A 13,205-nucleotide genomic window follows, 5' to 3' on the forward strand; every position below is an offset into this window, starting at 1 on the left:
GCCGGACTACCCTACCAAAATCTCCAGATCACTGGCAACATCTGAAATACCTGCAATTCCAAAATTTTCCACCAGCACATTGACGACGTTAGGAGAAAGAAACGCGGGCAAGGTTGGACCAAGATGAATGTTCTTTACCCCGAGAGACAACAAGGCCAACAGGACTATGACCGCTTTTTGTTCATACCAGGCAATATTATAGGCAATGGGAAGTTCATTTATATCAGCAAGGCCAAAAACTTCCTTGAGCTTAAGGGCAATGAGAGCCAAGGAATAGGAATCGTTGCATTGTCCTGCATCAAGCACTCGAGGAATGCCCCCGATATCTCCCAGGTTCAATTTGATATACTTGTATTTTGCACATCCGGCAGTAAGAATAACAGTGTCCTTTGGCAAGGCCTTTGCAAATTCAGTGTAGTACTCCCTCGATCTTGACCTGGCATCACAACCTGCCATGACTACAAATTTCCTGATAGCTCCACTCTTGACGGCATCCACGATTTTATCGGCCAAAGCAAAAACCTGATTATGGGCAAAGCCTCCGATGATAGTCCCTGTTTCCAATTCTGTAGGAGGAGCGCAATGCCTAGCTTGCTCGATAAGCGGCGAAAAATCCTTGAGGTCTCCTATGTCTCCACCAATATGCTTGACGTTGGGAAACCCTGTTGCCCCGGTCGTATATATCCTGTCTTTATAAGAAGCTTCAGGAGCAACAATACAATTGGTAGTCATCAGGATAGGTCCATTGAACGAGGCAAATTCCTGTTTCTGTTTCCACCAGGCATTTCCATAGTTTCCAATAAAATTTGAGTATCCCTTGAATTTTGGATAATAATGAGCGGGTAACATCTCAGAATGAGTATAGACATCAATACCAGTATCCTTGGTTTGTTCAAGTAACATTTCAAGATCATGCAAGTCGTGACCTGAAATAAGAATTCCGGGGTTCTTGCCTACTCCAAGCTTCACCTCGGTAATCTCAGGATTGCCGTAGGTACCGGTATTTGCGCCATCGAGCAAGGACATTCCGGTCACACCCCAGGTACCAGTCTCCAACGTCAAGGCTATCAATTCCTCAATACTCTTTTTCTCAAGGGTAGAGGCCAATGCGCGTTGAATGAAGAAATCGAGATCTTCATTATCCTGAAGCAAAGCATTTGCATGCTTACTATAGGCAGAAACACCTTTCAGACCATAGGTAATCAACTCCTTGAGGCTGCGAAGATCTTCGTCAGTTTCCTGAAGGACTCCTACCGTCTTCGATTTTTCTATCAGCAAACTTGTTTCTGTTTCTGCGTACAAGGCTGCTTCCTGCAAATTTTCTGTATGCGAGAGGCTGGATAGCAAATTATTTTTTTCCTTGATTGTAAGAAGTATTCTTTCCAAGATTGCCTGTTCATCAAAATTGGCATTGGTAATCGTGCTAAAAAGATTGAATGTCACCAAATGGTTTACATCCCTTCCAACTTTTTGACCTTCCAAACGAAGCAGTACGCAAACCTGACTGATTCCCTTGGTAAGCCAAATAAGCAAATCCATCAAATTTGCAGTCTCGGCATCTTTTCCACAGACTCCTGAAAGCGTACAACCAGTATTGCGAGCTGTTTCCTGACATTGATAACAAAACATTTTAGAATCCATAACTATCTCCTAATATTCTTATCTGACGACGTTAAAAACTTACGGCCAAGAACATCTTGAACCGTTGTGGGGCAAAAATTGCATGGGGATGATTGGCAGGCATTACGATGGAATCACCCGGCTCTACTGTATGTGTTTGGCCATCAATGGTGATTTCACCGATTCCATCAAGGCCAAGAACCAAGGCATCACCAGAACTTTCATGGCTGCTTATCTCTTCCCCTTTCTCAAAAGCAAATAAGGTAAGGCTATGATGTTGATCTTGAGCGAGAGTCTTGCTGGCTACCTGCCCTTCCTGATAATCAATCTGTTGAGAAAACTCCGAAACTTTTGAATCTGGAAAATTTTTAATCACTGATTGCATCCTCCTTGTAATAAATAGATCAACTATTCCTGGTAAGGGTACAATGTAGAATTATAGGAGTATGTTGTTTTTCCAACAGATATGGAAGTTTCAGATAAAAAAACCAGGCTCTCAAGAAGCACTGGCATTTCAGTCAATTAGTATAAACGAATAGTTACCAAGTTCTCACTCTTACGGTAACGATATGGGTAGCCTCATTAGTTTCAACATCGCAATGGAAATTTCGCGAATTTGAATTTACCCTGACTCTCTTTTGTGAAGATTTCACATTCGAAGTTATTGGAACTTTCCCATGTAAATATAGAGTTGCCGTCGTTTCGTGTGAGAAGAGAGACAGAGAACAGACTAGGAAGATACCGCAAACTATTATACATATTTTGAACTTCCTAGACATCGTTTTCCATCCTTGTTTGTGACACAAAACCCATGTACCCAGCATAAAGGCCCAAGGAGGTGACGTCAAGATAAGAATTCTGGTGTATATGGATATCCTTACCAGAATTTCCAATCCACCGGGTATATTTCCATTCCCCCTGTCTAGATTTATTCTGGTTCAGTCCAAGAATCTCCTTTCATATTGAATATTGTGACAATACAGGATAAAGGAAATCAAGGGATATGAGCCATATATCTACACAATACCAAACGCTCCCTTTTCAATTTATCAATATCCAGGTAGGTTAATAGTATAAGGATTCCTTGAAGAGATCTCATAAACTTCCTATACTTGTTTCATTCGTCTTTATGGAGCACAATTTTGGGAATTCTTGAATTGATCGTAATTTCAATTAGCCTTGCCATGGATGCTTTTGCAGTTTCTCTTTGCAAAGGCCTCAGGATGACAACTATCAATTATCGACAGGGACTTATCATCTCAGTTACCTTTGGTTTTTTTCAGGCTTTGATGCCTTTTCTCGGCTGGGCCCTGGGAATTCAGTTTGCGCAATATATCACTGCGTATGACCATTGGGTAGCTTTCGTCCTTCTTCTTGGCATCGGGTGTAAAATGCTTTGGGATGCCTTTCATGAAGATGGCTCCTGTCCCATGCCAGAGAATGAAAAAATCAAGGTAAGGGAACTTCTTACCCTGGCTCTTGCAACAAGCATCGATGCACTCGCTGTAGGAATTACTTTCGCTTTCCTGCAAGTACATATTTTTGAAGCAATTTCAATTATTGGAAGCATTACCTTGATCATTTCTTTCATTGGAATTTTGCTTGGCAACCGATTCGGAACTCGCTTCCAAGGCAAAGCAGAGATCATTGGAGGTGTTGTTCTCATCCTTATCGGAGCAAAAATTCTCTTTTCCCATCTGGGAATTCTGGTTTTATAAATACTGAAGGAATTCACGGTAATAAGAGAAGGCCCGGAAATCCGGGCCTTCTCTTATTTGTTTTTGACTACTACTCTTCTTCCGCTATAGGATCGTCTTCCGGTTCACCACGATGTACATGGCTCATCAAAAAGAAAGCGATGAGCATTGAAACAGCGCCATATATGAAAATTGACCTAAATCCAAAAGCATCAATGAATCCGCCAGTTATTGGAGGAGAGATTATCGATGCCAGCTGACTGAAGAAATAATAGAGTCCAGTATAAATTCCTACAGTCTGGAACGAAGACATTTGCCAAAGCATCGGAAAGCTATTGGTTATGATAGCTACCCAGAAAACTCCAAAGAAGAAGAGGAGAGCCCAGAAGCTGAACTGTCTGGCAGGAATTCCCCAAGAAGGAGTCATGGGATCATGAAAATAAATCAGGATCAGAATGATAACCAAAGCAAACAAGGAGGCTCTGATGGTCTTTTTTCTCCCAAATCGATGGGCAATGATGCCTGAGGGGATGGCAAATATCGCATATGCGATGCCGACCATACCCGCAGCAAGAGAAGCCGTTCCGCTACTTGTATGAAGGATGTCCTTGGAATAAAGACCGACAAAAGGCAGAATTCCCTGATACCCTATGAACCAAAAAAGCAAGGACAGCAAGATAAACAAGGCACTCTTGTCTTTCTCATTGAAAATGACTTTCAAGGAATGAAGAATGGATTCCGACTTCTCCTTTCCCCCTACGTTGATGGCGTTCTTTTCCTTTACGAAAGTAAACAGCAAAATTACGGCAACAATTACCAAGACCCCAGAGACAGGGAAGGCAAGAATATCGGTCTGCATGCCGAGACCAGGAACCTTTACAGGAACATCCATAAGTCTGGCCAGACCAACAGTACCCACGATGGTTGCTATTCCTCCCATCGTGTTGATGACACCATTGGCTTCACTGCGCAGTTCTCCAGGTACCATATCAGGCATCAAGGCAACAACAGGACCTCGAACCGATTGCTTGAAAAGGTTCAAACCAAATACCAGCACAATCAACATCCACAGACTATTCAGTGCGGCATAAGGAATAAGACCAAAGGCAACGGCTGTCAGGGGAAGCCCAATGATAATATAGGGCATTCTCCGACCAATCTTGGTATGGGTGCGATCACTTAGTGCACTGAACACAGGGATCAAGAAAATTGCCAATAGATTGTCAAATGTCATTATTGATCCGATAAGAGCCTTCGATTCAACAAAACGTGCAAGAAAGATTGGAATATAGGTGTCGTATAAAGGATCCATAAGTCCCATGGTAAAAAAACCAAGCCCAATAAGAAATGTAGTCAGGTAATAACCTTTCAGCCCTTTCTTCTTACTTTTTTGTGCAGTTGCCATTTGTGTCTCCTACGTATGAAACATTTGAAAGTAGTGTACCATAAAAAAGAAAGCTTGCAGTGAAAAAACAGTTTACCTATCGGCAAAACAGCAAAATCATTTTTGAATTTCAATCTGATACTGGACGAAACCTTTTCTTTCCTGTAAACCACAGGCATGGAACAAGAAAACCAAGACTCTATGATTACAAGCATGGCACAATTGGGTTCAGTATTGACCCTCACCGAAGATGAAAAAGCTTTTCAGGAGTGCAAACAAGCATTACCTGTAGCAATAAACCCGTATTTCTTTCACCTAATTGATCCAGATGATCCCCAGGATCCACTTCGACGTCAGGTAGTCCCTACCCGTTTCGAGCAAATCGAAAACAACGGGGAAGCTTTGGATCCCTTGGAAGAAATAGACCATAGCATTACCAGCCGATTGATTCATCGCTATACCAACAGGGTTGCCTTTCTGGTTACCGACATCTGCCCTCTCTATTGCAGGCACTGTTTCCGTAGGCGATTCACGGGAACTTTCAATGGACCGGCCTCAAAGGAAGAGATCAAAGAAGCCGCCTTGTATGTCGGCAAACACCCTGAGGTATTGGAAATCCTTTTGACAGGCGGGGATATGATGACCCTTTCAAACAAGAGAATTGATGAACTGGTGGGAATATTCCGATCGGCTCGCCCTGACCTTGTGATACGGCTGTGTACAAGAACTCCTGCATCTTGGCCAGAAAGAATTACAGATGAACTGATCGCAGTTTTCAAGAAATATACCAGCGCTCCTTTTTATGTAATGACTCAATTCAATCATCCACGGGAAATAACACCTGAAGCAAAAATTGCCATTGCAAAGTTTGTAGATGCAGGAATCCCTGCAATGAACCAGACAGTCCTTCTCAGGGGAGTAAATGATTCATCGGATACGCTCGTTGAATTATGTAATAAATTGGTGGCAAACAGAGTTAAACCCTACTATCTATTTCAAGGAGACTTGGTTTCAGGAACCGCACATTTCAGAGTGCCTCTCAAAGAAGGGATGCAGATTGCCAAAGAGCTTCATAAAAGACTTTCTGGACTGGCCCTGCCTTCCTATACCGTGGATCTGCCACAAGGCGGCGGAAAAGTTCCCTTGACCCAGAGTTATATTGAGGAAACTGAAGAAAAAGGCCTCTGGAAAATACAAACGCCCGAAGGTGGAATCAGGTATTACCAAGATCCTCCATCAGGCGTATAAATTTTTCAAGCAGTAGTATTTATTCTTGAGAATTCAATCTTTCAAGAATTGCATCGATAGCCTGTTTGCGAATGGAATCACGCTGTTGTTCATACACTGCAGGCTCCATCAGGACTACCGGTTGGTCTTCCGTGAAAACAGGTTGGGTAATGACAGGCAATATTTCCTTCGCTTTTGAAGTAACTGTTACCGTAGCAGGAGGCGCAGGAACTACAGGAGTTTTTTCGGTACTTGCAACGACTGTCGAGACTTTCGCAACTGCTGGCTCTGTCACTGCAGGAGTAGGAGCAAGTGATTCAACCATTGAATTGACTGACTCTGTTGCAGGTTTCTGCATGGAATCAAGAATTGCTGGAACTAAATCAGCAATTATTCTGTCACGATACTTTGCATACAAGGCAAGCATCTGGTCTTCACTCGGGGTCTGGGGTAGATACGCCTTGAGTTCTTCTGCTATATACGGAAGATAGGTATCCTTGTTTTTCGTAAGATCCTGATAGACACCTTCGACTACCTGGGGCAACATAAGGTCGACCAATTGAGGAATATAGGCAGTCAACTCATCGGAAAGCTCACCTTTCAACGTAGCTATGCGCTTTTCAAGCTGTTGGTCATTTGCCTGTACAGAGGTCTTCAATATCTCGGATTCCATTGCCGCCAGTTTGTCATCGAATTCTTTCTGGAGGGAAACTTTCAAATCAACCAGCGAGGAAGAACTAGCGTTACCCATGTTAGCCGCACTATATTGGTCAAAGGCCTTTTGCATGACAGGGGTAAGCTTTTCCTCCAACTTTGGTTCCAGTTTATCGGCAAAGAGATTGATGACCTGTTCATCATCGGTAAATCGAACCTTGAGCTTTTCATATAAATCATCTTCAAGAGAAGATGTAAGTTGTTCTCGAAGTGCTGGTAACAATTGCTCAGCCAAGGCTTTCTGATCCACTTCGGAGGTAGCGACTGTGGCAGGAACAGCCTCAATGGAGGGTTTTAGAGGTTCTTGTATCTCAAGTAGAGGTTTCAGTTGACGTTGCCTGGCACGTTCGAGTATATCGTTGGAAACACCCGGACGAAAATACCATACTCCTGCAAAAACAAAGATTGCCAAAACCGAAGTAATGACCAGTAAATTTATCCGCACCGATTTCTTCATTTCTAACCCTCATCCAAAGGAAAATCCCTTATTTTTCAGGATACTTCAATTCCTATCGTACCACAATATAACGTTACTTGTCGATGAATAAACAAGGAAGGCCCTATATTGCTCATTTTTCTGACAGGTATTCCCTTGGCAAATCTATCAAAGCAGATATCTTGTTGGGCTTTTTCCCGTGCCATGAACCGTTTCCAGGTTTGATGATCGCGCTTTCTGGCACGAAAAAATCTAACCAATAAAGGAACTTGCACAAACAAGATTTCATCACATAGCCCATCAAGCCCCATTCGATGCAACAATGCAGCATTGAGCACCAGTGCCTTGACTCCCTTGCCCTTGGCTGCTTCGATTGAATCCTTGCACATGGAGACCATAATAGGGTGAGTGATGGATTCAAGTTTTGCCAGAAGCAGTGGATCGGAAAACACCAGACGCCCCAAGGCTTTCCGATCTACCTTTCCCTGTAAAATTACGGTATCGCCAAAAGTTTCCCTGATCGCCCCTACACTCTTTTCCAAGGCCACATGTCCAAGCAAATCCACATCAATCACTACGCACCCAAGACTTTCGAATTCCTTCGCAAATTGGTTCTTGCCCGCACAGGCTCTTCCTGATAATCCAATAACCTTCATTAGTGGATATCTCCCCAATTTTCCCCGGTTTCTATGCTTACCTTCAAGGGAATGGATAGCTTCACTGCACCTTCCATAGCTTCACGGACCAATTCCCTCACCATTGCCAGCTCGTCGGTGGGAACTTCAAAGACCAGTTCATCGTGAATCTGCAGCAGGAGCTTGGTTTTCAAGGAATGTAAGGAAAGTGCCTTGTCTATACGAAGCATGGCCATTTTCATGATATCGGCAGCACTTCCCTGTATTACAGTATTGACGGAAATACGCTGGGCCTTGGCTCGCTCAACACCATTTCTACTATGAATTTCCACAATTGTCCGCACATGCCCAAGAATTGTTGAGACAAATCCTTCAGTCTCTGCTCTTCTCTTGGTTGTTTCTACAAAATTCTGCACGGCACTATAGCGTTCAAAATACTGGTCAATGAACTGTTTGGCCTCGGCATGTGATATTTGCAAATCCAAGGCAAGACTATGGGCACTCATTCCATACATGACACCAAAATTGATGGTCTTGGCGATTCGTCGTTGATCTGTCGTTACTTCCTCGAAGGGAACATTGAATACCAAGGAGGCCGTGGAACGATGGACGTCGACCCCATGGGCAAAAGCTTGCTTCAAGCCAGGATCATCAGCCATATGAGCCAGAACTACCAATTCAATCTGCGAATAGTCGGCAGAGAGAAACGTGCAACCTTTCTTGGGAACAAAGGAGGATCGAATTCTTCGCCCTTCCTCGGTCCGTATGGGAATATTCTGCAAATTGGGATCCTTGCAAGAAAGTCTTCCCGTTTCAGTACCGGTCTGGGAAAAGGAAGGATGAATCCTTCCGGTCTTCTCGTTTATCTGCAAAGGAAGTTTGTCGATGTACGTATTCTTCAGTTTGCTCAACATACGGTAATGCAAGAGTAAGTTGACTTCCGGATACATTCCAGAGAGAGGTTCCAAGACATCAGTGGAAGTAGAGAATCCTGACTTGGTCTTGGCTCCGGTCGGTATCTCTCGCTCTACAAAGAAAACTTCCTGCAATTGTTTTGGAGAATTGAGATTGAACTCATGTCCGCAAATCTCAAAGACCTTGGCTTCAGTTTCCTTGAGTCTCTGATCGAATTCTTCGGCAAGAGGGTCCAGCAGGGTTCGATCGAGAAAAATTCCTTCCAATTCCATCTTTGCAATGATAAGAAGAAGAGGCATTTCAATATCTTTCATCAGGCCATCAAGATTCCTGGCCAACAGGAACTCCTTGAAGATCCCATAGAGTCTCCAAGTGATGTCAGAATCCTCTGCTCCATACGATACAACCAATTCCTGGGGAAGATCACTCAAAAGTTTTCCCTTGGGAACAATATCAGTATAGTGAATTGTCTTATACCCAAGATATTTCTCACTGAGATAGTCCATGTTGAAAACCCCGGTACTATCCAATAACCAAGCTGCAACCATGGTATCGAAAACTATCCGAGAAGGTCGAATTCCCCAGTTTACCAGCACTTTATAATCATACTTGATATTCTGTCCGACCAAGGACAATCTCCCGGTAGGAAGATATTCGTTCAAGATTTTTCGAAGGTCCTCATCGGCAAACAACCGTATCCCTTCACTGATTATCGGAACATAATAAGCAATCCGATCTTCCCAGCAGAAAGAAAAGCCAATAGGTTTGGCAATCATTGAATCGATGGACGTAGTCTCCAAATCAAAAGCAATCAAGCCAGATTCCTTTTCGGCCCTGGCAAGCAATTCTTGCAGACGCTCAAGCGTGGTAACTGCTTCATAGGAACCCTGGAGGGAAAGTGCTTCATCGGCTTTTTTAGCCTCGACAGGTTTTTCTGGGGATTTTGTTGATCCAGAAAGTTTTTCCAAGTCCCGGGCAATGCTTTTCATTCCGAATTTGAGAAACAGGGGAATCGCTGCGCTATAATCAACATCATCCACCAGGTATTGAGGTGTATCAAAGGAGGGAACTTCAAACAAATCATCCTTGAGTCGTATCAGGGCTTTGCTCAAAACAGAGCTTTCCTTTCCTTCTGCAAGTTTTGTCTGTATACCCTTTGAACAAAGACGTATGTTCTCATAAATACCGTCCAGAGAGCCAAATTGCTGCAATAATTTTGCGGCTCCTTTCTCTCCTATCCCCTTCACCCCCGGAACATTATCTGAAGCATCCCCCAACAAGGTAAGATAATCCACGATTTGCTTGGGCGATATCCCATATTCCTCCAAGACCTCCGCCTCTCCCCAGAGTCGATAGTATTTCTCGTTTTTCTTTGCAGGACGAAGGGCAAAGGTGTGCTCATCTACCAACTGCAACAGATCCTTGTCACCGGTAAACATGATGGTATCAATTCCATGTCGGGTAGCTTGTTCGGAAAGCGTTGCGATAATATCGTCTGCTTCCACTCCGGCAATGGCAATGGTTGGAATATCCATAGCTTTGAGAAGCTCATAAATCAAGGGAACCTGGGCGTGAAGGTCCTCAGGGGCCGCATCACGATTCGCCTTATAGGCGGGAAACATTTCATGACGAAAAGTGGGGCCTTTGCTATCCATGGCAACGACCAGATAATCTGGTTTATACTCTCGCAAAAGCTTCAAGGTCGTGGAAAAGAAACCAAACACCCCAGAGATATTATTTCCTTGGGCATCTTTCATTGGGTTATTGAAAAAACCATAATACGAACGGTATATAAGGCCATAGCCATCGATTATGTAGAGCTTTTTCCCCGAAGGCATTACCGCTGTCTTTTGCGTCACCTCTGGTTCTTCCTTGCTCTTTTCGATGACAACAGCAGGCCGGTTGGCTGCTTCTTGCTCCAAGAGCGTTTGGTCAAAATCATTTTCTACAAACAGTTCAAATGGCTCACTCAAATTTTTGCTCCCCTATCGTAATGGTCAACATATCATAAGCTGGACGAATATTCAAAGGAAGGTCTCCTTCAAGTTTGCAATGGCTTATATCATGACACATATGAGTAAAATATGTTCTCTTTGCCCCGATTTCCCTTGAAAAGGCAACCGCTTGGCTAACACTGAAGTGAGTTGGATGAGGATTGTACCGCAACGCACCAATAACAAGTGTATCGATGTCCTTAAAAAAAGGCAAACTCTTATCTGGTATCCCGCTACAATCCGTAGCATAGACAAAAGAACCGATACGGAAGGCAAATATGCTTTGATTTCCATGATAGATCGGAATAGGAATTATGGGAAACCCCGCGATCTCGATTTCTTTGCAAGGTTCCAGGATTACCGGAGCAAGATGGGGAATCCCTCCGGCCTCATCAAATTTCTTAAGTACATAACTGAATCGGGTCTGGATGGTCCTTGCGACTTCTTGCGAACAATAGACAGGAAGCGTTTCATATCTGCAAAACACGCGCAAATCATCTATTCCGTTGAAGTGGTCTGCATGATCATGCGTATACAGTACCCCACTAACTTTTTTGATACCTGCACGGAGCGCCTGCAATCGAAATTCAGGACCAGTATCAATCACCAAGGAATGATGCTCATCCTGAATCAAGATACTGCTTCTGTATCTCTGGTCATGTGGGTCTGAAGACTTGCAAACAGAGCAATCACATCCAATGACAGGAATCCCGTGACTTGTTCCCGTTCCAAGGAAGGTAACGGAAAAATCATTCATTTCACTGCATCCGAAACACTCTTGACTGCATCTTTGAGAGCTTGCTCTCCTTGCAAGGCTGCAGTCTTCAGCTTGGCCTGAACCTCATCACTTTTTAATAATTCCTGAAGCTTATCGATGGACTGTTGGGTAAACTCCGGGCTGGAAGTGACAGTGGCAACTGCTCCATCAACCATTTTATCGACCTGGGTGGTACCATTCACTCCCCGTGAGGAAAAACTGATACCAAAAAACTGCTCACTCATACCAGGAACAAAAAAGTATATGACAGAGAATGCCAATAATGCCACAATCAAAGAAGAAAGAAAGGAATGAAAAAAACCTTTGCTGGCCATACGAGAACTCCTTTGCTCTACTGTACCATACTTGAAGAAAGGGGAAAAGCAACATAAGCCCGGATTTCTCCGGGCTTATGACATTTTCAATAAGAGAACTTACAACAAGGAGAAGAGTATAGAGACTCCGACCTTACCGTTTTCAGGGGAAACATTGAACAATTCGCCAACAGAAGCTCCATCTGCAAAGGTATAGTTACTATCCAAGGTATAGTTCAGACCTGCCATGATACCACCAAGATTGAAATCCAAGGTTGCACGATAGGCAACAGGAGAGTTCATCAAGGCATTACCAAAACCTTCATTATTGGTTATTGGGGTACCATTGCTATCAAAAAGCACGGTATTTCCATTTTCGTCGATTGTAATAAGGAATCGAGGTCCTATACCCAGGCCAAGGCGAGCGATGCCCAACAAGTCAAGGGAAACTCCCCCGGTTACCAAGGTGGAGAATTCATGATAAGCAGTACCGGATACTTCAGTCTTGTTATACATACCGACAACATCAACTTCGGCAATCAAGAGCTTTACGCGGACATCTACACCAAAAGTATAATTGGAAACATCAGAGAAACCGCTGAAATCCCCAGCCTGAATCTGTTCAAAAACATCTTGCCCATTTCCACCACCATACATTGCAGTTGCACCGATACTTAAATCAGCAACAGCAGCACTCAAGGCAGCTGGGAGGAGAACACATACGACCATAAGCGTTATTAAAAACTTTTTCTTCATAAAATCACCCCTTGTATACGGATAAATCCGTCTTTATTTCGTAGTCTAAATGCTAGAACATTTTCAAGGACAACGCAAGTGAAAGCGTATTTTTCTGTATTATAAATACATTCCACTTAGCTGGAGAGTCGAGAAAGTCGTTCAAAGTCAAAGAACTTTCCATTAAATACCGTACCCGTATTCCAACAGATCCGAAATCAGTGCCAAAACCAACCATCACGTACATAGGCGATTGCTGCACGGCTTCCCAAAATGTTATATCCGCCGTAGAGGAAACAGATTCATCGGCAAGCTTATAATGGGAAGTAGTCCCTCCATTATCAGCAAGCACATACATTGCGCTTGCCCCTAACCCAAACTCAAAATGCAACAAATTACCAAGTATGGGAGTATTTATTCCCGCAAACCCGATAAGCAAGGCCCCTTCACCAGTGGCACCGCACTGAACAGGAAAAATCATAGCCTGGGTCTGGAGAAAACCTACCCTTACTGATAATTCCCCTCCAACAGTCCAATTTGTAGTATCTGACATTTCATCAAAATACCCTGATCCCCAAGAACCAGAATAGGCAGCCCCAAATCCAAGGCTGACATCATAAAGACTTCTGGCGTTCAAGGAAAATGACACAATGCTGCAAAAGACCAAAACGGCCAGAATTCTCTTTTTCATACAATAACTTTAGGAACTCCTCACATATATAACAAAAGAAAGAGGAAAATAGATACAATTTTCTTGATTATTTTTGAATTCTTTTC

Annotated in this window: 12 protein-coding genes; 2 read left to right on the forward strand and 10 right to left on the reverse strand. The window is 43.3% G+C overall.

The window, feature by feature from the left end; all coding sequences use genetic code 11:
* Positions 1-6: 6 nt before the first annotated feature.
* Together hcp and ACHZBG_RS03785 are read right to left on the reverse strand one after the other, a co-directional pair.
* Positions 7-1,641, reverse strand: coding sequence for a hydroxylamine reductase (gene hcp / locus ACHZBG_RS03780; protein WP_320128111.1), 1,635 nt, complete (start codon positions 1,639-1,641; stop codon positions 7-9).
* A gap of 31 nt (positions 1,642-1,672) precedes the next feature.
* On the reverse strand, positions 1,673-1,996 hold the full coding sequence (locus tag ACHZBG_RS03785; protein ID WP_320128112.1) for a cupin domain-containing protein: 324 nt from the start codon (positions 1,994-1,996) through the stop codon (positions 1,673-1,675).
* Positions 1,997-2,762: 766 nt separating this feature from the next.
* Between ACHZBG_RS03785 and ACHZBG_RS03790 the strand changes: the two genes are divergently transcribed.
* Positions 2,763-3,338 carry a manganese efflux pump MntP family protein gene (locus tag ACHZBG_RS03790; protein ID WP_320128113.1) on the forward strand — a complete coding sequence of 192 codons (576 nt, stop codon included), beginning with the start codon at positions 2,763-2,765 and terminating at the stop codon, positions 3,336-3,338.
* A 70-nt stretch (positions 3,339-3,408) separates the two neighbouring features.
* Here ACHZBG_RS03790 and ACHZBG_RS03795 read toward each other — a convergent pair whose 3' ends face one another.
* Positions 3,409-4,722 (reverse strand): MFS transporter, encoded by a 1,314-nt coding sequence (locus tag ACHZBG_RS03795; RefSeq protein WP_320128114.1) that lies wholly within the window; start codon positions 4,720-4,722, stop codon positions 3,409-3,411.
* 156 nt (positions 4,723-4,878) lie between these two features.
* On the opposite strand from ACHZBG_RS03795, the gene ACHZBG_RS03800 reads away from it, so the two are divergent.
* Positions 4,879-5,949: a KamA family radical SAM protein gene (locus tag ACHZBG_RS03800; RefSeq protein WP_320128115.1), complete on the forward strand. Its 1,071-nt coding sequence runs from the start codon at positions 4,879-4,881 to the stop codon at positions 5,947-5,949.
* A 19-nt stretch (positions 5,950-5,968) separates the two neighbouring features.
* Here the strand turns inward: ACHZBG_RS03800 and ACHZBG_RS03805 are convergent, their stop codons facing one another.
* The 7 genes from ACHZBG_RS03805 to ACHZBG_RS03835 all read right to left on the reverse strand — a co-directional run bounded on the left by ACHZBG_RS03805 (position 5,969) and on the right by ACHZBG_RS03835 (position 13,119).
* Positions 5,969-7,099: a hypothetical protein gene (locus ACHZBG_RS03805; RefSeq protein ID WP_320128116.1), complete on the reverse strand. Its 1,131-nt coding sequence runs from the start codon at positions 7,097-7,099 to the stop codon at positions 5,969-5,971.
* Positions 7,100-7,134: 35 nt separating this feature from the next.
* Positions 7,135-7,734 (reverse strand): dephospho-CoA kinase, encoded by a 600-nt coding sequence (gene coaE, locus ACHZBG_RS03810; RefSeq protein ID WP_320128117.1) that lies wholly within the window; start codon positions 7,732-7,734, stop codon positions 7,135-7,137.
* Entirely contained in the window at positions 7,734-10,601 is a 2,868-nt protein-coding gene (gene polA / locus ACHZBG_RS03815) for a DNA polymerase I (RefSeq protein WP_320128118.1), read from the reverse strand. Before polA ends, coaE begins: the two co-directional genes overlap by 1 nt.
* On the reverse strand, positions 10,594-11,379 hold the full coding sequence (locus ACHZBG_RS03820; RefSeq protein WP_320128119.1) for an MBL fold metallo-hydrolase: 786 nt from the start codon (positions 11,377-11,379) through the stop codon (positions 10,594-10,596). Before ACHZBG_RS03820 ends, polA begins: the two co-directional genes overlap by 8 nt.
* Positions 11,376-11,624 (reverse strand): hypothetical protein, encoded by a 249-nt coding sequence (locus ACHZBG_RS03825; protein WP_320128120.1) that lies wholly within the window; start codon positions 11,622-11,624, stop codon positions 11,376-11,378. Before ACHZBG_RS03825 ends, ACHZBG_RS03820 begins: the two co-directional genes overlap by 4 nt.
* Before the next feature lie 189 nt (positions 11,625-11,813).
* Positions 11,814-12,449 (reverse strand): hypothetical protein, encoded by a 636-nt coding sequence (locus tag ACHZBG_RS03830; RefSeq protein WP_320128121.1) that lies wholly within the window; start codon positions 12,447-12,449, stop codon positions 11,814-11,816.
* A 52-nt stretch (positions 12,450-12,501) separates the two neighbouring features.
* Positions 12,502-13,119, reverse strand: coding sequence for a hypothetical protein (locus ACHZBG_RS03835; RefSeq protein WP_320128122.1), 618 nt, complete (start codon positions 13,117-13,119; stop codon positions 12,502-12,504).
* Between the last annotated feature and the right edge of the window lie 86 nt (positions 13,120-13,205).

It is taken from the genome of uncultured Sphaerochaeta sp. (assembly GCF_963676625.2).
Classification (GTDB): Bacteria; Spirochaetota; Spirochaetia; order Sphaerochaetales; family Sphaerochaetaceae; genus Sphaerochaeta.